General features: G+C 38.1%; 21 protein-coding genes. 18 read left to right on the top strand and 3 right to left on the bottom strand.

Going from position 1 to position 25,763, the window contains the following annotated elements:
• Positions 1–16 precede the first annotated feature (16 nt).
• From I588_RS20945 to I588_RS20910, 8 genes are all read left to right on the top strand, one after another.
• The gene (locus I588_RS20945) at positions 17–316 is read left to right on the top strand and encodes a CBO2463/CBO2479 domain-containing protein (RefSeq protein WP_010757747.1); all 300 of its coding nucleotides are present in this window, start codon (positions 17–19) and stop codon (positions 314–316) included.
• Positions 317–319: 3 nt separating this feature from the next.
• On the top strand, positions 320–772 hold the full coding sequence (locus tag I588_RS28295; protein ID WP_010757748.1) for a glycine/sarcosine/betaine reductase selenoprotein B family protein: 453 nt from the start codon (positions 320–322) through the stop codon (positions 770–772).
• A 27-nt stretch (positions 773–799) separates the two neighbouring features.
• On the top strand, positions 800–1,045 hold the full coding sequence (locus I588_RS28290) for a hypothetical protein (protein WP_211219413.1): 246 nt from the start codon (positions 800–802) through the stop codon (positions 1,043–1,045).
• Between the two features lie 183 nt (positions 1,046–1,228).
• Complete coding sequence (locus tag I588_RS20930) at positions 1,229–2,107, top strand: sulfite exporter TauE/SafE family protein (RefSeq protein WP_010758890.1); 879 nt, start codon at positions 1,229–1,231, stop codon at positions 2,105–2,107.
• A gap of 229 nt (positions 2,108–2,336) precedes the next feature.
• Positions 2,337–2,537, top strand: a complete 201-nt coding sequence (locus tag I588_RS20925) for a hypothetical protein (RefSeq protein ID WP_034694260.1) — start codon at positions 2,337–2,339, stop codon at positions 2,535–2,537.
• 234 nt (positions 2,538–2,771) lie between these two features.
• Positions 2,772–3,185, top strand: coding sequence for a YhdT family protein (locus I588_RS20920; protein WP_010758891.1), 414 nt, complete (start codon positions 2,772–2,774; stop codon positions 3,183–3,185).
• A gap of 46 nt (positions 3,186–3,231) precedes the next feature.
• Positions 3,232–3,720, top strand: a complete 489-nt coding sequence (locus I588_RS20915; RefSeq protein ID WP_010758892.1) for a GNAT family N-acetyltransferase — start codon at positions 3,232–3,234, stop codon at positions 3,718–3,720.
• A 112-nt stretch (positions 3,721–3,832) separates the two neighbouring features.
• Positions 3,833–4,165: a nucleoside triphosphate pyrophosphohydrolase family protein gene (locus tag I588_RS20910; protein WP_010758893.1), complete on the top strand. Its 333-nt coding sequence runs from the start codon at positions 3,833–3,835 to the stop codon at positions 4,163–4,165.
• Between the two features lie 190 nt (positions 4,166–4,355).
• On the opposite strand, the gene I588_RS20905 is transcribed toward I588_RS20910, so the two are convergent.
• On the bottom strand, positions 4,356–5,243 hold the full coding sequence (locus tag I588_RS20905; RefSeq protein WP_010758894.1) for a LysR substrate-binding domain-containing protein: 888 nt from the start codon (positions 5,241–5,243) through the stop codon (positions 4,356–4,358).
• A gap of 138 nt (positions 5,244–5,381) precedes the next feature.
• Between I588_RS20905 and I588_RS20900 the strand changes: the two genes are divergently transcribed.
• The 6 genes from I588_RS20900 (at position 5,382) to I588_RS20875 (ending at position 12,233) form a co-directional block, all read left to right on the top strand.
• On the top strand, positions 5,382–6,338 hold the full coding sequence (locus I588_RS20900) for a formylglycine-generating enzyme family protein (protein WP_010758895.1): 957 nt from the start codon (positions 5,382–5,384) through the stop codon (positions 6,336–6,338).
• Positions 6,339–6,362: 24 nt separating this feature from the next.
• Positions 6,363–7,223 (top strand): SDR family NAD(P)-dependent oxidoreductase, encoded by an 861-nt coding sequence (locus I588_RS20895; RefSeq protein ID WP_010758896.1) that lies wholly within the window; start codon positions 6,363–6,365, stop codon positions 7,221–7,223.
• A 259-nt stretch (positions 7,224–7,482) separates the two neighbouring features.
• Positions 7,483–9,798 carry an ABC transporter permease gene (locus I588_RS20890; protein ID WP_010758897.1) on the top strand — a complete coding sequence of 772 codons (2,316 nt, stop codon included), beginning with the start codon at positions 7,483–7,485 and terminating at the stop codon, positions 9,796–9,798.
• Between the two features lie 10 nt (positions 9,799–9,808).
• Positions 9,809–10,567 (top strand): ABC transporter ATP-binding protein, encoded by a 759-nt coding sequence (locus I588_RS20885; RefSeq protein ID WP_010758898.1) that lies wholly within the window; start codon positions 9,809–9,811, stop codon positions 10,565–10,567.
• A 72-nt stretch (positions 10,568–10,639) separates the two neighbouring features.
• Entirely contained in the window at positions 10,640–11,329 is a 690-nt protein-coding gene (locus I588_RS20880; protein ID WP_010758899.1) for a response regulator transcription factor, read from the top strand.
• Positions 11,316–12,233 (top strand): sensor histidine kinase, encoded by a 918-nt coding sequence (locus I588_RS20875; RefSeq protein ID WP_010758900.1) that lies wholly within the window; start codon positions 11,316–11,318, stop codon positions 12,231–12,233. The genes I588_RS20880 and I588_RS20875 overlap by 14 nt, the downstream gene beginning before the upstream one ends.
• A gap of 171 nt (positions 12,234–12,404) precedes the next feature.
• On the opposite strand, the gene I588_RS20870 is transcribed toward I588_RS20875, so the two are convergent.
• Positions 12,405–12,941, bottom strand: coding sequence for a ClbS/DfsB family four-helix bundle protein (locus I588_RS20870; protein WP_010758901.1), 537 nt, complete (start codon positions 12,939–12,941; stop codon positions 12,405–12,407).
• A 584-nt stretch (positions 12,942–13,525) separates the two neighbouring features.
• Here I588_RS20870 and I588_RS20865 point away from each other — a divergent pair.
• Together I588_RS20865 and I588_RS20860 are read left to right on the top strand one after the other, a co-directional pair.
• Positions 13,526–15,058 carry a helix-turn-helix domain-containing protein gene (locus I588_RS20865; protein ID WP_010758902.1) on the top strand — a complete coding sequence of 511 codons (1,533 nt, stop codon included), beginning with the start codon at positions 13,526–13,528 and terminating at the stop codon, positions 15,056–15,058.
• A 562-nt stretch (positions 15,059–15,620) separates the two neighbouring features.
• Positions 15,621–16,373, top strand: a complete 753-nt coding sequence (locus I588_RS20860) for a winged helix-turn-helix domain-containing protein (protein WP_010758903.1) — start codon at positions 15,621–15,623, stop codon at positions 16,371–16,373.
• An 83-nt stretch (positions 16,374–16,456) separates the two neighbouring features.
• Here I588_RS20860 and I588_RS20855 read toward each other — a convergent pair whose 3' ends face one another.
• On the bottom strand, positions 16,457–18,001 hold the full coding sequence (locus tag I588_RS20855; protein ID WP_010758904.1) for a helix-turn-helix domain-containing protein: 1,545 nt from the start codon (positions 17,999–18,001) through the stop codon (positions 16,457–16,459).
• A gap of 256 nt (positions 18,002–18,257) precedes the next feature.
• Here I588_RS20855 and I588_RS20850 point away from each other — a divergent pair, with 256 nt between their 5' ends.
• Both I588_RS20850 and I588_RS20845 read left to right on the top strand, forming a co-directional pair.
• Positions 18,258–19,001, top strand: a complete 744-nt coding sequence (locus I588_RS20850; RefSeq protein WP_010758905.1) for a hypothetical protein — start codon at positions 18,258–18,260, stop codon at positions 18,999–19,001.
• A 219-nt stretch (positions 19,002–19,220) separates the two neighbouring features.
• Positions 19,221–25,658 carry a SpaA isopeptide-forming pilin-related protein gene (locus tag I588_RS20845; RefSeq protein ID WP_010758906.1) on the top strand — a complete coding sequence of 2,146 codons (6,438 nt, stop codon included), beginning with the start codon at positions 19,221–19,223 and terminating at the stop codon, positions 25,656–25,658.
• Positions 25,659–25,763 lie beyond the last annotated feature (105 nt).

Below are 25,763 nucleotides of genomic sequence, written 5' to 3'. Positions count from 1 at the left end.
AGGTGACGAAAAAATTATGGACAGACTCAAATACATTTCAACGGAACAAATGTTTGAGGGAATTATTGTTGAGCTTCACGATGCAAGCGTAACAATCGATATCAAAGGACGTTTAGGTCAATTAAAAATTCCTCGACGCATGATCATTTCTGAATATGATTTAGCAATTGGTCAGGAAGTTGGATTTTTAATGACGTATCCAGAGGTTTTGGAAGAGGAGCCAAACGATCATTATGTTCATGCCATTAAAGAGCACGAACGACGTCGGTTGGAAAATCAGAAAAAACGCGAACAGACACACAGAGAGGAGAATTAACACATGGGCTTAACAGTCTTTGAAGGGTTGCAGTCAGAAATTTTCGTGCCAATCACGCCGAAATCTGTCTTCACACCGGTCAAAAAAGAGCTGAAAGAAATGCGTGTTGCACTAGCTACTGCAGCAGGTGTTCATTTAAAGAGTGACAAACGATTCAATTTAGCAGGGGATACGACGTACCGCGAAGTGCCAGATGGTACACCAAGCGACGAATTAATGGTATCGCACGGTGGGTACGACAATGCCGATGTCAACCGCGACGTGAACGCAATGTTTCCGATAGACCGTTTGCATGAATTAGTCAAAGAAGGCTTTATTAAAGAAGCAGCACCCGTTCATTATGCATTTATGGGCGGCGGGGGCGACCAAGAAGCCTTTCACGATGTGACTGGACCTGAGATCGCACAAAAATTAGTAGACGAAGAAGTCGACGCTGTCGTAATGACCGCTGGCTGAGGAACCTGTCATAGAACTGCCGTGATCGTGCAGAGAGCTATTGAGGAAGCGGGAATTCCTACTATTTTAATTGCAGCATTACCACCAGTAGTACGTCAAAATGGATCACCACGTGCGGTAGCACCGATGGTTCCAATGGGCGCTAACTCTGGAGAACCACACAACATTGAGATGCAAACAGGTATCTTAAAGGATACGTTAACCAACTTAGTAACCATCGAGACACCAGGTAAGATCGTTCCATTACCTTACGAATACATTGCGCATGTGTAGGGTAATTTAAGAACGAAGGAATAATTCCCATTACTTGTGCAGAGATTACTTTGCCAGAGTAAGGATGTTGGCTGATTCATCCTTGCTCTGAAGTATTGGGAATTTTTCTTCTTATGATAGGGTGTTATTTTTTTGCGCCCAAAAACAGAAAAAATCTATTTTGGATGAAGGAGCAGAATAAAAATGGTACAAGTTGTACTAGCTATTTTAGCAATTTTTACAGTGATGCAAGCTGTTTTGATGGGAAGAGACCTTCTCGCAAATAAGGGCAATCTAGGTGGCGGAAGCTGGATTGTTTCTGGGTTAATTGGATTTGTAACAGATTTTTTAGATACATTAGGAATTGGTTGTTTTGCCCCAACAGCTATGCTGCTGGATTTAACAAAACAACTAGATCATGATCGCTTATTGCCTGGAACCTTGAATGTCGGTCATGCAATTCCTGTTTTAGTGGAAGCAATGATTTTTATTACCGTGGTGGATGTAGCACCAGTAACATTGTTTGCCCTAATTGCAGCAGCGACTGTCGGGTCCTTCGTGGGTTCCCGTACAGTAACCAAACTGCCTGAAAAGACGGTTCAATTTTGGATGGGTTGGGCTTTGATTGCTACGGCAGTCTTAATGGCACTTCGTCAAACTGGTATGATTAATTTGTTAGGTGCAGGAAATACAGCAACGGCTCTAACGGGTGGTCGATTACTAATTGGTGTAGTTGGTAATTTCATTTTTGGTGCTTTGATGACGATCGGTGTAGGATTATATGCGCCGTGTATGGCTATGGTTTATATGTTGGGCCTGAATCCTTTGGTAGCTTTTCCCATTATGATGGGTTCTTGTGCCGGATTGATGCCAGTGGCCAGCATTAACTTTATCAAGTCAGGAAACTATGCACGAAAAGTAAGTTTGGCTATCACTATCTTAGGTGTGTTTGGTGTAGTTATTGCTGCTAAATTTGTAACTGGTTTGAATTTAGATATTTTAACTTGGATTATTATTGTAGTAATTGTTTACACTGGGATCACATATATTCGGAAAAGTCGTAGTAAAGCAGTCATGGTATAATTTATAAAATCGTCACTCTCTAAATAAAGAGGTGGCGATTTTTTTGAACAAATTTCTATTGTAATAACAGCCTACTTAATTCGATTTTGAGATTATCATAGTGATAACTTGATTTTTGCTCAGGAGGAGAATTTCCTTTTGTAAGCTAGTAGAACAAATTATTTACAAACAGACTTTTTCGTCATTCTAAAAGTGCTATAATTAGCTTAGAAAGTGTGGTGATAGTGCTTTGAAACAGATCATAATTGATGCTTTAAACAATGGGAAGGAAGTTGCTTTTCGGTATGGTCGAGGAAATAATTTCCATGCTAATACCCTTGTCAATGAACTTTCCGAAGAACCGAACTGGATTCATGTCCGACACACACAATCAAGTAATTCTCGTTTGATCAATTTGGCAGTCGTTCAGCGTATTGTAATTGAAGATTAGATTTTATCAGTGCTCTGGAGATGAATGTAAGCATAGTCCGGGGCATTTTCTAGTGAACTTATTCTTTGTTGAGAGTTGAAATATGAAGGCGGTCTTTCTGTAATTGGTAATTTGGCAGATGCATTAGTGAAGATTGGAAATTTGACCAAAGCAATCTGCTAAATAATAAAATTCGCTTCAAGCAGCTTGTTAAATAGGTTGTCCTTTATTAGATAGTACGAGTAAGGAGTAAAAATGAAAAAGGTAATTGTATGGAATTGGGCTTATGTAGTATCTATTGGCTTATTTTTGATTTTTTTAATTTATTGGTGCCAATTCGCTTACACGCACGGATACGGTGAACAAACAAGTTTCTGGATCTTTTTTCCATTGATGTTTTTGTTATCTTGCTTAGCTCTTTGGGGACAATTTACGACCTTTCAAATTAGGAATAAACAGCTGGAAGTTCTGTCCTTCGGTAGTTTGCGAAAAAAATCTTTTGACTTAAAAAAGGTTACAGTAACCTTCGACAAAAAGGTAATAATATCAGGGAAATCTCCCAATATGTATCCGATTGATATTCGAGATAAGCAAACCAATAAGTTAACAAGAATAAATTGCGGAAAAAGAAGGACTGAAGCTTTTAAAGTGTTTTGGAAAACTCGATAAGTTGGAATGTGTATCAAAACATGAGATATGGGAAGGAGTCAATAAAGTGATTAACTTTCGAGCACCATTGATTACAGATATTGATAAAATTATTGCAATTGAAATTAGCGGATTCTCACCAGATGAAGCTGCTACACAAGAAGCAATGATACAAAGAATTCGACTGATTGGTGACAGCTTTATTGTAGCTGCAGACGAAGAGAATCAACCAATCGGTTATGTAGTTGGTCCAGTTATTCAAGAAAGATATTTATATGACGAATTATTTGAGACAATTGCAGTCAATCCTAAAGCAGGTGGTTACCAAAGCATACTTAGTTTAGTTGTGGCACCAGAGTACCAAGGTAAAGGGATTGCTGGTGAGCTGCTGAAAGAACTAAGGCAGATAGCAATTAGTCGTGGACGAAAAGGAATCACGTTAACCTGCTTGGCTATGCTTATTCCATTTTACGAAAGAAATGGCTACAAGGTGGAAGGGGTATCCGCTTCCCAGCATGCAGGAGAAACTTGGTACGACATGGTATTGGATCTTTGAAGCTGTCTGCGAGGTAGTAAGTAATATGATAATTAAGAAAAGCAGTCGCAACTAAATGAACTAATAATGGAATACGAAAGCGTCAGATAAAAGTAAAAGGAGAATTTGAACAATGAGCTCAATCCATGAGGTACAAAAGATGATTCATGAAAATGCTGTTGAACATGGGTGGTGGGAATCCGAAAGAGAATTTGGCACCTTAATTGCTCTTTGTCATTCTGAATTGTCAGAAGCACTGGAAGAACTTCGCAAAGGTCACGAAATTAACGAAACCTACTATACCGATTCGGGCAAAATGGAAGGTGTTCCTTCTGAATTAGCGGATGTAGTGATTAGAGTCATGGATATTTGTGAACATTATGGGATTAATCTTGAATCGACCATTTTAGAAAAACATGAATACAATAAAAGACGCCAATTTAAACATGGAAACAAGCAATTTTAGTATACTCAAAAGTAACTTAAGTGTAATAGTTAAGAGCTATCAATAAACGTATCCACCAAGAGTAAGTTTTTTGCAACTTTTCAAGGATAGCAGAAATTAATCCATTTCTGACTATTTATAGGCGACATATTCTAAGCAGATAACTTAATAGTAAGCAAAAGTCTGATTAAGTTCAGGCTCTTTTTTTATTTTAAGGAGATGGGAATATGGAGCGAGCTTCTTCTACAAAATTCGTCACAACTTTAGATTGCTCGTTAACCCTCCAAGTCAGAAACAGCTTGTATCGAGTTTGAATAACTCCGTTTAGCGGAATATAGCAGAGATCCTTCCGAATATTTTTAGCAGATTCATGAATTAATGCAACGCCAATTCCACCAGCAACAAAGGCTAACAGGGGCTGCATTTTGTCAGCTGTTAAAACGATAGTTGGACTGAAGCCGTTATCCATGCAGGTTTGAATAAACTGGTCAAAATAAAACGCGCCAGATTCTCTGCGGATAGCAACAAATCGTTCATTAGCTAAATCCTTAATAGCCACCTGCTTTTTATTTGCAAGCGGGTGCCAAGAAGGGACCGCTAACACACATTCTTCCTCGCGGATTAGGTGATAATCAAAATCAAGAAGTGGAACCTTCGAGCCAACAATTCCAATCTGAAGTTTGTGACGCTTTAAAGCTTCTATTTGTGTAAGTGTATTCATTTGATAAGGAACAAATTCAACCTGGGGATATTTTTGAATGAAAGAGCGAATTAAATGAGGGGCAATATCCCAAAGCGCAGCTTCCACGAAACCCATAGTTAATTTGCCGGAATAGCCATGCTCGGCTTGTGACACAGCCGTTTCAGCTTGCCGAACCTCGTCTAGAATACTTCTAGCACGTTTTAAAAATACGAATCCTGTTTCAGTCAATTCAACTTTATGCGTATTTCGAGTAAAAAGGCTGCTGCCTAATTCATCTTCCAACTTTTGAATTTGTTGGCTGAGGGCAGATTGTGCAATGCAAATCCGTTTGGCTGCTCGTCCAAAATGCAATTCCTCTGCCAGAATGACAAAATATCGAATTTGTCTCAATTCCATTATTTTTTCTCCCTTCATTGTTTATCTGATTTCAAGATAACTGTAAGACTTTTTTTCTATTTCTCTTATTATCAACTCCATTTTATAATGAACTTAAGGATGAAACAATGGTCAATTTAGCAGAAATGGGGACTCGATATGAAAAAAAACGCGATGATTTGTTTCTTCTATCTAACGGTATTAACTGTACTTTCCGCATGTGCTACCAATGATCCTTCTACTGAAACAATCCAGAATTCCGCTGAAAGTGAATTGGAGGAACCGAAAATGGCGGATCAATTAGATGCAATAGATTCCCCTCACTTAGGTACACTGCTTGTTGTTCCGGCGGGCAGCTTCCAGCGAGACGAGCAAACAGATAATATCAGTCGTGTCGCCTCTTTCTCAATCAGCCGTACAGAAATCACTCGTCAACAATTCAGCGAAGTTACAGAAATAGATGATCCTAGCAGCTCCTTTGAGAATAATCCAAATGATCCAGTACAGAATATTCTTTGGTATCACACACTTGTTTTTTGCAATTACTTGAGCCTAAAAGAGCAGTTGGATCCTGTTTATTATATTGCTGGAAGCTCAAATCCGGCTGATTGGGGAGATATTCCTAGTGAAAATGACAAAGAATGGAACAATGTCACAGCCAATTGGGAAGCCAACGGTTATCGGTTACCGACAGAGATGGAATGGCTATGGGCTGCCATGGGAGCTGATCATGCAGCAATAGGAGAAATAAATACGACTGGCTTCAACAAACGATTTGCTGGAGATACCGGTACAGAGAATATGGAGGATTACGTCTGGTATCAAACGAATTCTGGTGCAAGAACGCATCCTGCAGCTGAGAAAGAACCCAACGAACTTGGCCTATATGATATGACAGGAAATGTGTGGGAATGGTGTTGGGATAGTTATGATGTGTTACCAGAGGGCATTTTGGATTCTTTTCGCGGCTCAGGTGAAGGTGAAGAACGCGTTCTCCATGGCGGCAGCTGGCACAATCCAGCTTATCGTTGTGCTATGGCATTTCGTTTGAATCATACTCCTGACTTTCAATGGAGCAATATAGGGTTCCGAGTGGTCAGAAATTGTACTGAGTGAGGAGGATTGATTGGAGTGATAAAAATGAACTTTGAGAACCAAGTTGCTATTATTACTGGAAGTGGCAGAGGTCTAGGAGCAGCCTATGCAGAAGAGCTTGCTAAAAGAGGTGCTAAGGTAGTGATTCACGATGGCGGAGTCAGTTTAGACGGCACAGGAAATGATCCCTCAATCGCAGAAAACCAAGCCCAAAAAATTATTCAACAAGGCGGTCAGGCAGTCGCTTCAACAACCAATATCAATAATCGTAGTGGTTGTCAGGCACTAATTAAGGAAACGATTGAAGCATTTGGACGAGTAGACATTCTAATCCATAATGCTGGTTGGGTTGGCTATCAAACCATTACTGAACTAACACCTGAGTTTCTTCATCGTGCGATAGCTGTTCAAATGGAAGCCCCTACTTGGCTGGCTCAAGCAGTATGGCCTCACATGCAAAAGCAGAACTATGGAAGAATTGTGTTAACCACCTCTTGTCGGGCTATTTATACAGAGTATGCTTCAGCAGGACTAAGTGCTTATGCGGCGACGAAGATTAGCCAAATCGGTCTTATGAATGTATTAGCGACTGAAAGCAACGGTTTAGGAATCGAAATTAACGCGGTCTCCCCAGTAGCTCGTACCAGAATGTGGGGAGTAAATCGTGAACCGCTGGATCTGAAACCGGCAAGTATTGTACCCGGTGTGATCTATCTTGCTTCTTCAGAATGTAGGGATTCTGCCTGGGTGTTACGTGCAAGTAATGGACAATTTCATGGGATTCGCTGGCAGGAAGCCTTAGGAGTAGATTATCCCATGAATATTCTAGGTCAGTCTTGTAAGACCGCGGAAGAAGTGGCTGAAAAGTGGGAAAAGATTGCAGTCCCAGTGGGAGAGTTTCGTTGAACCGCTGATCATTTAGCAGAAGGCAGTTAAGTTCCGGTTATTCTATTCAAATTCAATTAAGACATCAAATTCAGACAGGAATGTTTGAGTTAGATGTCTTTTTTTAACTTTAATATTCAGTTAATACTTCCTGTACATTCAAGCAACCTTAGCTAGCTATAGTGTATATAAATCCTGACAAATGGTTTGCAGTAATAATCAATAATTTAAAGGGATTTGTATAGGTAGTGTTATTACGAAGGAGTTAGGAGTGATAAAAATGTATTTCAGAATTTTACGCAATGATGTTTTGCAAAGTAAATTAATCACGGTGACTACAACGATATTTGTTGCTGTAGCAGCTTTATTAGTTGCTTTGGCAACAATTTTGAGCATTAATTTGTTAGGTTCGATTGATACCCTGTTGGAAAAATCCGAAGTTGCTCATTACATGCAAATGCATACGGGGAATCTTGATGAGGAAAGAATGAAGCGATTCATCGAAACGAACGAGAATATTGCTCGTTACGAAGATTCGATCTTTTTGAATATCGAAGGGTCAAAAATTCAAATTGGTGAGTACAATTTTTCCGACAGTATTGTTGACAATGGTTTAGCCACTCAAAACAAGCATTTGGATTACTTGTTGGATATGAATAATCAGCCGATTAAACCAAAACCTGGAGAGCTGTACGTTCCCATATCGTTAAAGAGGAGCGGTATCGCAACTATTGGTGATAAAGTAATTATTGCAGGTAGAAAATTCAAAGTAAACGGTTTTGTCAGAGATGGAGAGATGAATTCGCCAATGACTGGGTCCAAACGTTTTTTGGTCCATCAGCAGGACTTTGATGCATTAGTATCTTCGGGAACACCAGAGCATTTGATTCAGTTTCGTTTAAAGGATTTATCAAAGCTAAATGATTTCCAATCAGCCTATGAAAAAGCAGGATTAGAAATGAATGGTCCCACGGTTACTCATCAATTGTTTCGCTTGGCAAGTGCAATCTCGGATGGAATGCTGATAGCAATCTTGTTACTAGTTAGTCTCTTGGTAGTTCTCATGACCTTTATGTGTATTCGCTTTACTCTTTTAGCGAAGATTGAGTCAGACTATCAAGAAATTGGTGTGATGAAAGCTATCGGGATGCAAGTAAAAGAAATAAAAAAGATTTATGTTGCTAAATATTTTGCCATTTCCGTTGTTGGCAGCTTATTAGGTTATGGAATTTCATTGCCAATTAGTACAAGGCTGCTAGAGAATATTAAACTGAATTTCGGCGAAAGTGGCAAGGAACAAATGAGTAAGCTCTTAGCAATCATGGGTGTTTTGATTGTAGCAGCTGTGCTAATAATATATGTCTTATTACTACTGAATCGGTTCAAAAAGATTTCAGCTGTCGAAGCGATCCGGCACAGCGGTGCTAACGAGAAAATCTCTAGCAGTTCTAAAATGAATTTAAGAAGAATGACCTTTTTACCAATGAATATGCGAATGGCAATGATCGATATTTTCAATCGAAAAAAAATGTATCTGACAATGCTGTTGGTTTTTATTCTCTCTTCTTTTATCATGATTGTGCCATGGATGGCTTATCAAACAATAGAAGATGACTCCTTTGTTAAATTTATTGGGTATAGTGAGAAAGTAAATATTCTAGCTAGTCTTTATGACTCACCTGATAGTTTAAAACAGGAAAAAGCAATTGAAGAAGTGTTAAAGGCTGATCCTGAGGTTGAGGATTACAATAAAATTGTCGCAAAAAGCTTTAATGTAAAAGAAAAAAATGTGGACGGAGTGCTGCGAATTGAATTAGGTGACCATCAAAAATTTCCCGTAGACTACACAGCTGGTAGAGCTCCAAAAGCAGAAGACGAAATTGCACTATCAACCATCAATGCGGAAGATTATGGAAAAAATGTAGGAGACTCATTAACTATCCTGCAGAATGGTAAAGAAAAGAAGTTGACGGTTTGTGGAATCTATACCAATGCTTTTAACGGAGGAAAGACAGCTAAGGCCTCCTTTAAGGATGAGGACACTGAAAAAATGTGGACGACTATCTTCATTCATCTGAAGCCATCAGCTTTGATTGAAGAAAAAGCTGATCAATACAAGCAGAAGCTGCCTTTTGCTAAAGTCAACAGTATAACTGCCTTTAGAGAACAAACTCTTGGACCCAGCATACGTTCAATTTTTATTGCAGCAATCGGTTCAACCATTACAGCGGTAATAATTACTGCACTGATCACGTCACTCTTCTTGAAGCTGCTGATGACCAAAGACAGAAGAGAAATTGCCACCTTAAAAGCACTGGGTTTTACGAACCAAGAATTAGCTCAGCAATATCTGTCACGCAGTATAGTGGTTTTATTCCTCGGCTTAATCACCGGAACTTTGCTGGCGATGACCATTGGTAAAGCGTTAGCGGCAGTGATGGTTTCCTTCATGGGCTTAACGTCAATCCGATTTAGCGGCAATTTGCTGATTTATCTAGGTTGTCCAGTATTAATGATAATCACTACTGCATTAGCGACAAGATTAGTTACAAGTCGAACCGGTGACATTGAAGTTGCTGAAAACTTGAAAGAATAAGGTGAGAAAAATGAAAACAATCATCGCAGGAAAAAACATTGTAAAAAGTTTTGGCAAAGGCCAAGAAAGCGTACAAGTGCTCAACAATTTAGACATTCACGTTGAAGAAGGACAGTTTGTTGCTATTATGGGTCCTTCTGGTTCTGGTAAATCGACGTTGATGTATGCGATCAGTGGGATGGATACAATCGACTCAGGAACGGTCACTTTTGACCAACAATCTATCGATACAATGGACGAGGCTGCTTTGACAGATTTACGTAGGGAAAAGATGGGTTTCATCTTTCAGCAGCCCACTTTTTTGAAAAATTTATCCATTCTCGATAACATCATTCTTCCTAGTCTGAAAGAAAAGAAGGTAACAATGAACGAGTTAGTGGAGCACGCTGAAGGTTTAATGAAAAAGGTCGGAATTAGTGAGTTGAAGAATCGAAAAATCAATCAGGTTTCTGGAGGACAACTGCAACGAGCAGGTATTTGCCGCGCACTAATGGGTCAACCAAAAATTATTTTTGGAGATGAGCCCACAGGTGCATTAAACTCAAAAGCAGCGCAAGAAATTTTAACTATTTTACTGGAAATCAATGCAGAAGGAACAACAATCATTGTAGTTACACACGATGCAAAAGTCGCAGCTCAAAGTGAACGGATTTTATTTGTTGGCGATGGTCAGCTGGTTGATGAGCTCTATCTAGGTAAATTCACAAATAAAGAATTGGATCGGCGAATGGAGCTAGTAAATGAAACAGTTATAAAAACGGAGATGTAAAAAAAGGCTGTAAATCCTCGTCACCCCTGTGATAAACTTTAAAAAAGGACTAGGCAAGGATGAGTTGGAAAGATGAAGTATACGATTTTACATGTTGATGATGAAAAAGAGATTGTTAAGCTAGTGAAGATGTATTTAAACAGTGAGGAATGGGAGCTTCTTGCAGCTTATGATGGTCAGGAAGCCTTAGAGATATTTAGGCAGCATCCAATTGATTTAATGATCGTTGATGTAATGATGCCGAAGATTGATGGTTTTGAACTGATTCGTACAATCAGAAAAGAGAGCAACATTCCAATTTTGGTTATTTCTGCTAGAGTGGAGGCATCAGACCGAATTTTTGGCCTAGAATTAGGGGCGGATGACTATTTGATCAAGCCATTCGATCCCCATGAGGCGATTGCGCGAGTGAAGGCCTTGTTGAGACGGTATCATGAGTTGGGAGTATCCAAGGAAAGGCAGCCAGCTTTATTAACAGTTGGAGATTTGGAGTTAGATACTCATTCCTGTATAGCTACCGTGTTAGAAAAAACAATTGAACTGACAGCCGTTGAATTCAGAGTGCTCAAGCTTATGATGGAACAACCTGGTCGGGTATTTACTAAAGAACAAATTTACGAGCACGGCTGGCGAGATTCTCTCACTGGCTATAATAATGTTCGGGTCATGATGAGTAAGCTGAGAGAAAAAATTGGCAATGAACGAATTCGAACAATTCGCGGCTTAGGTTATCGACTGGAGGTAGTCAATGAAAGATCTTAAGCGATCGATATTGAAAGCTTTTGTCCTATATTTCTTTGGTCTTTCTATTACAGTTTCATTATTGGAAGAATTGTTCAGTGGAGGTGTCACAAAGGTGTTTCCTCCTGAATATGAGCTGCCACTTATGGCTGTCTGTGTCTGTCTGCAGTTTTCAGCAGTTGCAATTTTTTCTTTCTTATTTTATCGCAGCTTGGATCAAAAAATTACTCAAAAAAGTCAGCAGCTGGCAAAAGAGCAAAGTATTCTTTTTGCTAATATAGCCCATGATTTAAAAACGCCTTTGACTAGCATTACTGGATTTTCAAAGGCCTTAAGTGAGGACATTGTAGATTCGGAAGAAAAGAAGGAAGTCTCAGCAATTATTTATCAGAAATCGGTTGCGGCCAATGAATTATTGGATTTAATGTTTCATTACACAAAGTTGAAATCGGCTGATTATGAATTGAAAAAGCAGCGAGAAGACATTAGCTATCTTTTAAAGCAGACCACTGCAGATAACTATGATCTAATTGAACATCAGGAGATAGACTTGAATTTAGAATTGCCAGAGGAGCCTTTGTATTATGAAATTGATAAGACGGAAATGAAGAGAGTTTTTTCTAATTTAATCATTAACGCTTGTAAACACAATCCACCTAGGACTATGCTGAACATTTCTATTCAGCAAAAACATGACGAAGCAGTTATTGTTTTTGCTGATAATGGAATGCCTATTCCTAATACCAAACGGGAGCGATTGTTTGAGCCTTTTGTGAGTGAAAATGAAACGGAACGAAATTTCACTGGCAGCGGCCTTGGATTAGCGATCACAAAGACGATTGTCGAAAAACATGGCTTCTCTATCCAGCTAGTTCAAGACGAGGATGAGCACCAGAAAAGATTTGTTATTGCGCTTTCTAAATAACGAAAAAAATGAGTATCAAAAGTAGCTGAGATAATTTTCTATCTCAGCTACTTTTGTGTTTAGTTTTGGTCATATAAAAAAGCACCGAGCCAATCGAGCGCTCGATGCCGTAGCAATATGAATTGCCCCTGCCAAGGTATTAGTAGTATAGCATAAAGGAATTGCTTAGGGCTAAATCATTAAAGATTTTTTGAATTTTCGTGTTTTTTTCAGGGCCCATTCGTAATGACTGGAGGTGTTCGAAACAAAATAGCTGCCTAAAGTACTTCCGCCAACCCATGCAAAAACGCCTTTTGAGAACAATTCATCAGTTGAAAATTGTTCTGCCAGCTTGATTACTGAAACATGACTATCTTTTAATAAAGACAGTGCCTCTTCATAAGAAGTATCTTGATGTTTTTCCCAAAATTCATCATTCATAGCTTCATAAGTCTTCCAATTATACCCTTCCTTTAAGAACGTTTTTTTCTCACCTTCAAGATTAGAATTTACCCAATTAATGATCAATTGGTGCCACTCGTATAAATGGACTAAGACATCGCGAAGATTTTTGTCCCTTTCCCAATGTGCCCCTTTTTCATTAGCGGTATCGAAAGTAAATGCAGCAGTTACTTGACTAGTCGGTATCGAATCCAAAAGATCGATAAACTTAGTGAAGCTTTCATTTCCTGTTTGAATTAAGTCTATTTTTGTTTTTGGCCTAGCCATGAATAATTCCTCCTCTAATTTTTAATAAGACAATTGACTGTTGTCAGGCAATTCCGTCTAGAGTCACCTGACTTCTATCTTTACTATAGACCAACACGCAACGTGCTGGTCAAGAAAAAATATGATTTTTCGTGGGTAATCTTCAGTGATACTTTTTATGGAAAACTCACACTTAAACACTATACTCTAGTCATTCACCATACGATTTGCTCAATTTTTCTGCCACTTACCAAAATAATGAGCAAATCAGGCAATCTTTTTTCCGTATTCTAATACCTAGGGCAGTTTAGCTTCTAAGACCTGAAAAAATTTACTAAGGGTCTTTATCTATAGTGTTAAGTCCTGATTAATAAGTTTTGACGAACGATGGTTCTAGATCAAAGATGATTGTAACTTTATTTAGAATAAAAAATTAAGTTGAATAGCCAGTGATTTAATTAGATTAAACGATATTTTTCTAATCTTAAGAAAATATCGTAAAAAAATCATCTGTTCTATTTTGTATGATAGAAGCAGTAGTTTATTTAGAGAAGAAGCAAGCTTATAGTAATTAGAAGGAGGTAAAAATAATAATTAACAATTTAATGGATATTCGTTATTTAAGACGATTTTTATTAATTGAACACCTACATAGTAACCAGAATAGTTCTATTGAATTGATAAAAATAGTTAAGCTCTTAAACGTTTCTTATCCCACCGTTAAAAAAATTATTAATGAAATAAAATTTGATATTGAAGAACTCGACTATCAATCTTACGTAGAGTTAACAGATGTTTTCGAGCACAATCGAGTCATTTGGAACGTTAAAAAAAATTTTTCGCTATCTGTCTTTCGATTGTATTATTTGGAGCAATCTTATCGGTTCAGAGTGTTTTCCCTTTTTCTTGAACCTAAGAAATGGACAGTATCTGATATCACAAAAAAACTAAATATTACCTATGCTATGGCAAAAAAAGAGATTTCATTTCTAAGCACATATTTTCAGCTATATGCTAAAAACATCAAGTTAAATCACGAACGTAAAATCTTTTTGCAAGGGGATGAGATTACAATCAGACTCTTGTACACTGGAGTATTTCAAAATGTATATGGAGGATACAAATGGCCGTTTCTTTTTATAAGCACTCATGAGGTGTCAGAGGTATTAAGTGTGTTAGCTGGAAAAGTCTACCAGGAATTCACGCCACGATTCTTAAGTATCCGCTTTGGATTAGCTGTTTCCTTGTTAAGAGCAAAGAAACAACCCATTCCAAATAATCCTTATTATTGGTCACCTGCGAATGATCGCGAAAAAAATATGTATGAGGCGTTTATTAACTTGTTAAAAAGGAAAGGAACAATGATAAATACCAACGCTTTAGAAAGGGAAGCAAAGTTTCTGATCAGCTGCCTTATCGCAAATGATGTTGGAAATAATACTGGATATACCTCTGATTTTTTTATGAATAATCCCAAGTTGGAGGAAATAAATTTTTCCTCGTGGGTAGGAGAAAAACTAGAAGTTGTCGAACAGTATGCTTTAAGGACCATGACTAAGGAAGAACGAATGATGGCAAAAGCTAGATTAAATGGCATTTTTTATCAAATTCTTCTATATAAAGAAGCGTTGCAACAGTCAATCCTAGATCTTTTTGTTCACTATCCTTTTGAGTTTCCGGAAAACAAAGAACGTGAGCGAACCTTTTACCGTATTTTTATGAAAAAAGCCTATGATAAATCTGAGAGTATTGAATCAGACTACGTAGAGTATTTGTGCGTAGCCTATTATAAATTTCTGTTCTTTGAATTGGATCGCTATCTATTTCACCCTAAAATACGCATCTTTATTATGGGTTGTCGAACTCCTGAAATGTTGCTTAGTACAAAAATGCAAACGGTTGGTAATTATTTTCTTGTGGAAGTAGTTAAAAACTTTAGCGAGGATGTTGATCTGATTATTTCGGATATCGCGCTATCAACTGTAAACAATGTGATCTTACCGAAAAGAACCCCCATCGTTTATTTAAATAGTACGTATTGTGCAAAAGATAGTGAACTTCTTCAAGAGACCTTAACTAAGATTGCAGACGAAAAATATAAACAACAAAAAATACCGTTGGAGAAAACGAATATATGACGAACTACAAATCTCAAGTTTCACATTAATATTTTAAGAATAAATGACAGTGAAGGAATGTTCATAGGAGCATTCCTTTATCATTTTTTGTAGTTGGTAATTTACATTTCAGTTTAAGGAAATGGCTTCTGGAGTGAGCGTTAATGAGATAAAGAACTCTTGGAATTTATTTGTAAGAGCTTTTTTGAACATAAACAATCTTATTGTAAGCATAGAGTGCTGAAAGTAACTCAAAAATAGTTGAGGATCAATTTTTACTTCATTACAATAAGGCACTTAAAAAAATATCAAAATCAAGAAATCGTTTTAATGAATCAGTGCCGTTATGAAAGCAATGTTCATCTCTCTATCGATTATGAGAAAAAAATCGAAAATCATCTTGTGTAATATTATGATATAAATAATAAAAGAAGGTTTGTCTATTTGCTTTTATAAAGTTTAAGTAACATCAAAGCTATATGTAAGCAGAATAACTAATAATTAATTACCGTTAAACTTTGGAACCTTAGTTATTTAGCTCAAGTGTTATCCAAAAAAATAATGTAATTTTTAGGAGGAAAAAATGGAACGTGTATTGATATTAAGTAAAGATCCGTTTGGAGAAAAGAAATTGCAGGAATTATTTCAGCGATTAAATATGGAAGTGTACTGTTCTTCGAGTTTATTATCTCGCGATCAATCTTGTGCTGATATTATTAGCTATTTCTCATTGATTATCATTAGCGAAACAATCTCGACGATTGAGCTGCAACATTATTTACCTCGTTTGAAAAAGTACAATGTCCCTATATTTAGAAGAGGCAACCCAGCTAAAATTAGACAGTCAGAGCTTGCATGGATTGAAAATGAAGTAGATGGTTGGATTGATGAGGATGCTCCTATTTCAGAGATGATTGAAAATGTTGCTGAACATATTTTTTCTTATCTTATTGACAGTGACACTAATGAAGCCGGATTAACGGATAGTGCAGTAACTATTCCATCAAAAGAAATTTATGCTATGTTTATGAGGAGTTTGTCAAAAAATGAGAAAGAACTATTGATCAATCTTTATAATGCAAAAGGAAGAGTAGTTCCTAGAGAAACATTGTGTCAATTGATTTGGGAAGCTCCTTCTACTCCGTCCAACTTGAGTCAATTATCCTCATTGATTGTCAAACTGAAGGCAAAAATTTCTTCTATTGGCTTTGATGACAATGAGCTGCAAACTCTTTGGGGAAAAGGATATCGAATTGAAGAAGAATTGTACTCTTTCCTAAAAAAACACGGATTTCCGAGTATGCAAAAAGAATTAATTCAAAATCTGAGCTTTTAGTCAAACGATCTAAGAATATCCCAAAAACGGCCCTACAATAGTTTGATGTAGGAGGCCGTTTTTGGTGTATATTTGAACATCAATCATGTTCTGCCGTCTAAGATGAGCTTAGAATTTTTATTAGCGATAGCAGCTAGTGCCTCGGTCAATTTCTCATAATCGGAATCCACTAGCTTCTGATGACAATAGAGAATGGGCGGGTGAAGTCTCAAGACCGAAACGACCTCAGCTGAAATAGTCACTTCACTAATAATCAAATCAATCTCACGGGACAGACTGTCAGCGATTGTCAGGTTGAAATAGGATGAAAAATACTGTGTGATATCCTTTTGCATCGTATGATTCGAGATGATAGAAACGAAGGCCACAGTAATCGGCGCATTGTGTTTTTCGAATTCTGTACATTTATCATAGATGAGACAATATTGAAAGAGCATGTAGTCATAAAAAGGATCTGCTGGACTTAAATCCATTGAGTGTAAGACCTGTTCAATTAATGATTGAGTAGCGGCCATTTTGTATTGCTTACGTAAGTCAGTAGCTTCATGAAAGTAATAAGGCAGTAAGTTTCTGAGTTTTTCCAACGGTTTACCAATGTAGGCAATTCGATAATGCAAGCACAAGATCAAATACAGCATTCGGTTTTTTTCATCTGCAGTCAATGGTTGGTATAGATAATTATCAATTTGAGCAATGATGGCGGCAGCCTTTTGAGTAAAATCTTGCTGAAATAACTCATTATCAGCAAAGAAAAAATCAGGCACCGCATCGACCGAAGCATATCCGCCGAGAGCGACTATGCTGCTGCAGATAATTTGCGCGTTTTCGATCAATTTTGCTTCAGAGTATTGGGGTAAATATGTTCTAAGCGAATGACAAAATGCCCTAAATTCATCTTTACTTGAATCGGAATAAGGTTGATAAAGAGAAATTGTAAGGTCTTTTTTACCCACAGGGAAGCCTTGACGTTCTCTTAAAAGGTGAACTGCTAAATAAAAATGAGTAAAGGCTAGCTTGTCCAATGACTTCGAATGGAAAACTTCTTTCGGACAGTTATCCAAAAGGGCAGAGATTTCATGATAGCGAAAGGAAGGAAAAGGCCAGAATGTTATCCCATCGGTTGATACAAAAAGCACAGTATAGAAAAAGCGCAGCGTGATTTCGTCTCCGGCTAAAAAAACAGTTCGCCTTGAATGGATGGTTAAGTTAATTGATTCCAAAAACACATTTAAATCTGCAATAACCCTTCTAATCTGTATATAAGAGACATTTAACCTGTCTGCTGCTTCCTGCAATGTTCCGAAAGTTGTAGTTAACAATGAATAGAGCAGGCGATATTTAATCGATCGTTTCACGTAAAGATTAATAAGCGTCTGGATATTGAAAGCTTCTGCAATACTCATCCTAAATAAATAATTGGTAGAAAAATAATCTATCGTAATCAATTCTGAAAAATTGGCTAACCGAATATCTTCAAGAATAGACTGCCAGAGAGAAAAAATTGTTTGGCGATTAACCTTAACAGCATCTTCCAGTGTATCTAATGCGCATGTGTGTTGATCAGAATCAAAAATAGTCTGGATGAAAACAATCTTTTTTTTATCAGGGGTATCGACAAATAGTTCCATATAGACCTCCTTAGCAAATTATCAATCAACAAATTGACCTATTGTATAAGTTATAACATATCACGTCTAACCTAATACTTTACAACATATGCTTGCTTTTAAACGAAATATTTCAAATAGGAAGAATAGTATATTTTAAAACAGATGAACGCCTTCTGTAATAATCACATTTATTGACAGCATTAGAACTTTACAGTTTATAATTTGAGGAGATTAACGAAACGTAAAGTGATTAGACTGGAGGAACTAAGGGATTATGGTAGATTTACAAAATAATTTGGTGAACTTTTTAGTGATCAGTGGATTTATCATTATCCATATAGGTTCGAGATTCTTTTTGTTCGAGAAGCTTAATGTAGAATTTATGATGTCGTTTGCGGCTGGAGTTGGCGTATCGTATGCAATTATACACTTATTACCGCAACTAGCTTATTCACAAGGAGTGTTGGTGGATGAATTTGGGTGGGATTCAGGAATTCGATACACGCATGCTATCTATGCCATTGTATTGCTGGGACTAGTCGTTTCCTACATTATGTATAAGTTGGATGAACGAAACTTCAATATCGTGGAGAAACGGGATGTGACTAGTGCTGAGATGGCCTATTTTTGGTCGGACATATCGTTCTACTCGGTTTACAATATCATGATTGGCTATTTAGTGATTGCCAATACGTTCTCGGAGCATTTTTATATGTTGATGTATTTTGTGGCCTTTGGATTACATTTTTTGATGAATGATTGGTCATTGAGTCATCATCATGGAAAAATATATCACAAAAAGGGACGTTATGTACTTTCGCTGAGTATTTTAGTCGGGGCTCTTTTATCTATTGTCCTTTCTTTGCCTTATTACGTAGTAGTCTCAATTGAAGCTTTTATTACTGGAGCGATGTTGATGAATATCATTAAATTTGAGCTGCCTGATGGGAATCAAGGTAGTATCAAGGCTTTCTTGGTAGGAACAGTTTGTTCAAGCATTTTGTTTATTTTCATTTAGTGGTATATTCTCAATTTTTTTCAGAGGAACAACTTAGAATCCTTAAGAGTAGTTCCTTTTTTATTCACAATCCAGTTACAAGAAACCGGAAACAATAAGGCTTCTCAGTGATTAGACTAAGAATGTTCACAAAATCTTCTAATGTGATGCAAAATTTTCGATATATTGAACATTCATCTATATAATAACATTTATAAAAACATAGAGAGCGATGATGAGATGAAAAGTGAAAATAAGAACAAACTAATTTACGGATTTATGACAATCCTTATTTTTTTACAATATTTAGCACCAGTCATTGGATTGGCAGAAACGATCCCAGTCCCGTCGCCAATCAATCTGACTAAAACAACTGTAAGTGCGGAAAATGACCAGGCATTCCTAACGGTGGAAGGACAGATTCAAACACCAGAAAAAGCGGTGACTGAGGATGTTGTGCTCTCTGAGGGTGTTTCGTTTATCCCGCAAGGTCAACAAACTTTGTCAAATGTTCCAGATAGCGCCTATTCGGTAGAAGCGAGTAAAATAACTTTTTCTCTTAATCCTGAAAGTGAGGGAGATTTTTCAATTAAGATTCCCTTACTTACTCACTCTCTTTTAGAAAAAGAAAGTTTCCAATTGGTGTACAACAATCAGTCTACTACAGTTCAAATACCTCAAGAGTTGAGCAAAGCACCTGTTCAGACACAAGAAACAAATTCTTCATCTGAAAATTCAAGTGAGGAACTAAGCAATAAAACATCACCCTCACAATCAACAGATGCAACAAAAAAGGAACAAGCACAAGAAAGTCAAGTAGAAAAGCAGCCAACTGTTAAGGCTAAGGAACCTGAAGCTGCCAATGATATTCGAACCTATTTTCCAAATGGGACAGGTACAATCATTACCAACGCCGAAGCAAATTATTTCGATAAAAATGGGGTAGCATTAACCCCGCCAGTTCCCGCGGATACCACCGTTCGTTTACATTATGATTGGTCTATCCCTGAAGATGTGCGAGCTCAAATCAAGGCAGGCGATTATTTTACCTTTCAGCTTCCTGAAGGAGTATTGATTACTGGCCAACAAGAAGGGGATTTACTGAATGATGACGGAGAGGTTTATGCTCATTATACAGTAGATGAAAATGGGCAAGTAAAAATTGTTTTTAATGAACGGGTAGCTCAGGAATCTGATATTAACGGAACCTTCAATTTCGATACTGAATTTGACACTACTCATATTGATGGACCAGGCGATATTACGATTACCTTTCCAGAAGAGGATAATTTGCCGCCCATTACTGTACCTATTCGACCAGCAACAGATACATCAATTGCCAAAAAAGGATCTTTTGATCGGACGCCTAATCCTACCGAAGTGAAATGGGAAGTAGATTTCAACCAAGGAATGGAAAACTTATCTAATCCGACTATCACTGAACAATGGCCTAAGGGTTTAACCTATGAATCAGTAGTCGTTTACAAATTGGTCATGAATCTAGATGGAACAGTAGCATCTGTAGGAGAGACATTAAGTCCGGATCAGTACAAAGTAGACGAAAATGGAAATGTAACGATTCTTGGAGACGTTTCTGATGCATATCGTGTCGAATACCATACCAGTATTGATGATTCAGTTATTCCTGAAGAAGGTGGAAAAGTCAGCTTTACCAACACCGCTACACTGACAGACGATAATGATCAGGATGGTATTGATGCTAAAGCTAGTGTAACCAATACGTATGGAAAATTATTGGAAAAAAATGAAACTGGCTATGATCCTAACAAACAAGAATTTTCTTGGGAGATTAAATACAATTATGGCGAGAAAAGCATTCCGAAAAAAGATGCGGTAATTACCGATACTTTAAGCAACAACATGGATTTGATTACCGATTCTGTAGAGCTTCATGCCATTGATTTTGATCAAAATGGCAATGAGATTGTTGGGAGAAAACTAAGTGACCCGGAAGACTATACGTTAGTTCCTACGGAGGATGGCAAAGGCTTTGTCATTCAATTTACAAATGATGTGAATGAAGCAATCAAAGTAACCTATAAAACCAGTGTTAACGGTCTAGTTACTGACCCAACTCAAGTTAATAACAAGGTAGAAATTGGAACGGGGCAACAGGACGAAGGCAATGGCACTGCTCAGCAGCAAAACGTGATTAAGAATTACAGCAATGTTGATTATGCTGACGGTAAAGTGGATTGGACCATCAAAGTAAATCAAAATAAATACTACATGGAAAATTTAGTATTAACAGATACCTTTAGTCCAGTTCCAGGCTTGTCTTTAAGTCGCACACCTGATCAAGGATACCAAATGACGGTTACTAGTTCGACTGGAGCAGTACTAGCTGCTGGAACTGACTACCGTTTGACGCAAACATATGATAGTAAAGGGAACGAAACAGGATTCAAAATTGAATTTTTAGGACAGTATAACCCAACGGAAGAAAGCTTTACGATTCGGTATACGACGGATTTTGATATCACTCTGTTAGATCCAGACACACCTGAGCTGGACCACTTTAACAACGACATACGAGCAGATTGGCAGGATAAAAATGGTGACAATCACCATTCGGAGGACAATTCAAGCTTTAAACCGAGACCGAACTATTCATTAAATGCTCAAAAAAGCGGCAGCTATAATGCTCAGAATAAGCATATTACTTGGACGATTGCGGTTAATTTAAGCAGAAACTTGCTGAAGGATGCCTTTTTAAAAGACCAGATCAAAGATAATCAAGATTATGTAGCTGGTTCGTTGAAGGTTTATGAAGCAACGACCTCGGCTGATGGAACTGTGGTAAAGGATAGCGATACACCAGTTAATGATAAGATGTCGATCGAGGAGCCCTCAGCAGCCAACGATCAGACCTTTGAGATTCGCTTCCCTAATGAAAGTCAACACACGTATCTGATTGAGTTTGAGACTTCAGTAGAAGGTAAAGTTGTTGAAGCTTCGAAGAATTACGAAAACGTGGCGGATTACAGCAATAATAACGATGATCGAGAAGTCACTGGCGAAGTATCTGTTAAAAACGGTGGCTCACATATTCAAAAAACTGGCGAGCAGGATCCTTCTGCACCAGACTTTGTAAATTGGCATTTAGTGATAAATCCAGCACAATCAGAGTTGGACCATGTGAAGGTGACCGACCATCCATCTAACAATCAAATTATTGATCAGAACTCCGTGGTATTGTATGAAACGACAATTGCTGAAGATGGAACGGTTACACCCGATCGGACTAAACCGTTAATCGAAGGAACCGATTATCAGCTTTCCATCACAACAGATAATGTTACTGGCGAGCAGGTGCTGACAGTTGAATTCTTGCATAAGATATCTACTGCTTATTACATGGACTATCGTGCACTTATTAGTTCTTCAGCAACCGGAAGCAGTGACGTAGTTTCCAATCAGGTTGACATCACAGGTGACGGCTCTTATGTCATTAAAGATGATGGCGGAAAAGATGTCACTGTCGGTCTTAATCACAGCGGAGGTTCTGCTCATGGAACTAAAGGGAAAATTACTATTAAGAAAACAACAGAAGACGGCACTACCAGTTTGACCGGTGCTCATTTCCAGTTATGGGATACCACGAAGACAGTCCTTCTCAGAGAAGGAGATGTTGATGGAAATGGTGAAATCACCTTTGGAAATCTCATTTTAGGGGACTATCTTTTGGTTGAAACCAAGGCACCGGATGGCTATACGATCCCAGACGAATTGGTTCATGGACGCCGTATTGAAATCACCGCCGAGACATCTGTCGAAGGAGCAGTTCCTACTGCGATTACCAACTCACCTAACAGAGTGTTGCTGACTAAAACTGGTGAAAATCAGGAACGTTTGGCCGGCGCCGAATTTATGCTGCAAAAAAGAAACATTCTAGGTATTTGGCAAACACAGGCTGGCGGTCCTTATGTGACAAACAGTCAAGGGATTTTAGAAATTGAAAGCTTGGCTCCAGGGCATTACCGCTTAACGGAAACTAAAGCACCAGCTAATTACGTGATTGATACAAAACCAATTGAATTCTATGTTGTCCGTAATGGGAATAATCAAATTCCTACTGTGAATCTTAATATGACAGATTACCAAGGCTCAGCTCAATTACAGAAACAAGATGAAAATCAGGATGTACTGGCCGGTGCAATATTTAAAGTAGTGGACAGTTCAGGGAATACAGTGAAGGATAATCTTACTTCAGATAGTACCGGATTGATTTCCGTAAATGGATTGGCCCCCGGAGATTATCGATTTGTTGAAACACAGGCACCAGATGGTTATGTTTTAAATCAAAAAGAATATCCGTTCACCATTATTGATCGTGCTGTCGGAAAGCCAGCGACTGTCAAGGTTGGTTCTGCAACCAATTATCAAGGTTCAGCCGAATTGATCAAACAAGATGAAGACGGCAATGCATTATCTGGTGCAGTGTTCCAAGTGAAGGATTCGGCAGGCAATATTGTGAAGGATAATTTAACCTCGGATCAAGAAGGTAAGGTAGCTATCAACAATCTAGCGCCAGGAAACTATACAATTGTAGAAACTAAAGCGCCTGATGGGTATCTAATGAATACAAGTAAAAAAGAATTTACCATTACTAATTCAGCGATGGATAAGCCAGTTAAAGTTGAGGTTGGAGAATTCCAAAACTATCAAGGAAGTGTCAAGATTCGTAAAGTGAATACGTCAGAAGAACCATTATCTGGCAGTGAATTTACTTTATATGATAGTAATCAAGAAAGTCTCAACATCACGAAAACCAGTAACTCGGATGGCTGGATTCAATTTGACGATTTGGCTCCAGGTGTTTATTATCTTCAGGAAACTAAAGCACCACTGCTGCCGGATGGTTCATCCTATGTGATTAATCCATACATGATACGAGTGGAAATTCCTGAAAAAGCAAACGGAAAACCTGAAATCATTAATCTAGGCGATTTCCAGAATTTCAAAGGAAAAGCGCAAATTACTAAAGAAGGTAACGGAGCACCAATTGCCAACGCTCATTTTGATTTGTATCTATCTGATCCAGCTACTGGAGAGGAACATCGAATTGGCGAAATAATCTCAGATCAAGACGGCAATATTCCGTTAGAAGGATTAGGAGCTGGAAGCTATAAACTGATCGAAACTAAGCCAGCACCTGGCTATATTCTAAACACACAGCCGATTTACTTTGTTGTCAGTCCAGACTTGGAATCCGGTCCGATTGATGCCTTCTCCTTTACTAATTATCAATCAACCGTTGCTGGAACAAAAGTTGATGGCGATAAATTATCAGAGCAATCTAATCAATTGTTAGCCGGAGCTGAGTTTCAGGTTTACAAACAAAATGCCGACGGTTCACGTGGCGAAGGGCCTGTTTCGTTCTTTGATGAAGACGATCAATCGACAGATACGGTTGTTACTGGCGAGAACGGAAAATTCCTAATTAAGGGATTGGAAGAAGGCAGGTATCTTTTAGTTGAGACCAAAGCACCTGAGAATTTTGCCCTAGGTACCAAAGAGATTCCTTTTGAAATCAGCTCATCACTAGGAGAACCAGAAGCAATTAATTTAGGAGAAATCGATAATTACAGAGGAAAAATCGATATCAAAAAAACTGACGAAGACAATCAACTGTTAAATGGTGGAACCTTTGTCTTATCAACAACTGAAGATGGGAAAAATCCTATAACAGTCTTTGATATTGATGGTAAGGAAAACACGGAATTTCATGCTAAGGATGGGCATATACAAGCTCAAGGTATAGCGCCAGGCACCTATTATTTAGTTGAAATCAAAGCACCTTCAGGCTTCATCTTAAATACCGAACCGATCAAAATAACAATCCCTGCAAATAGTAATTCTTCGCAAGAATTGTTAGTTACTGATACCTTAATCAACTATCAAGGAATCGCTCAATTAGTTAAGAAGAATGCCGCGGGCAAAAAATTATCAGGAGCAGAATTTAAAATAGTCGATACGAATGGCAAAACAATCCAGCAAGGATTAAGGTCTAATGATGAAGGACTAGTAAGTGCTGAAGGATTAGCTCCAGGGGACTACCAATTCATTGAAACCAAGTCACCAGATGGTTATCTGTTGAATACAACACCAATTGATTTTACGATTACCGATGAAGCAGCTGGGAAACCAGCGATTGAAGTAGCTAGTAACAACTTTATTAATTATCAAGGCTCTGCCGAATTGACAAAGGTTGATGCCAAGGGAGATCCTCTCCAAGGAGCAGAATTTAAGGTAGTCAATCAAGAAGGTGTCACTGTCGCAGAGAAGCTAGTCTCTAACGATCAAGGGAAGATTCAGCTGGATAATCTACAGCCAGGAACCTATTCTTTTGTTGAAACCAAAGCACCAGCAGGCTATATTCTAAACACGCAGCAGTTGGAATTTACGATTGATTCCTCAGCGAAAGCTGCTCCAGCGAGAGTAAATGCTGGGAATTTCGTCAATGCGAAGGAAGGGACCACAGTACCACCAGCACCAGATACGCCAGGTTCTGCTCATTCTCAGTCAACCAAAGGAACTCTCTCACGATTGATTCCACAATTGAATGATCCAACGAATCAATTGCTGATAGTGATGGGGATCGGGATTGTTGCTGTCAGTGTCGTCTTATGGAAGAGACAAAGAAAAGTTAAATAAGTGAAACACACCCACTTGCTAGTTGTTTTAGCAAGTGGGTGTATTTGGTATGGTTGAAGTATGAAACTTTTGAGAAAAATGCTTAGAAGATTATTTACATGTTTA

It is taken from the genome of Enterococcus pallens ATCC BAA-351 (genome assembly GCF_000407485.1).
Taxonomy (GTDB): domain Bacteria; phylum Bacillota; class Bacilli; order Lactobacillales; family Enterococcaceae; genus Enterococcus_A; species Enterococcus_A pallens.
The sequence above is the reverse complement of the archived record's forward strand: the minus strand, read 5'-3'. Positions and strand labels throughout refer to the sequence as shown.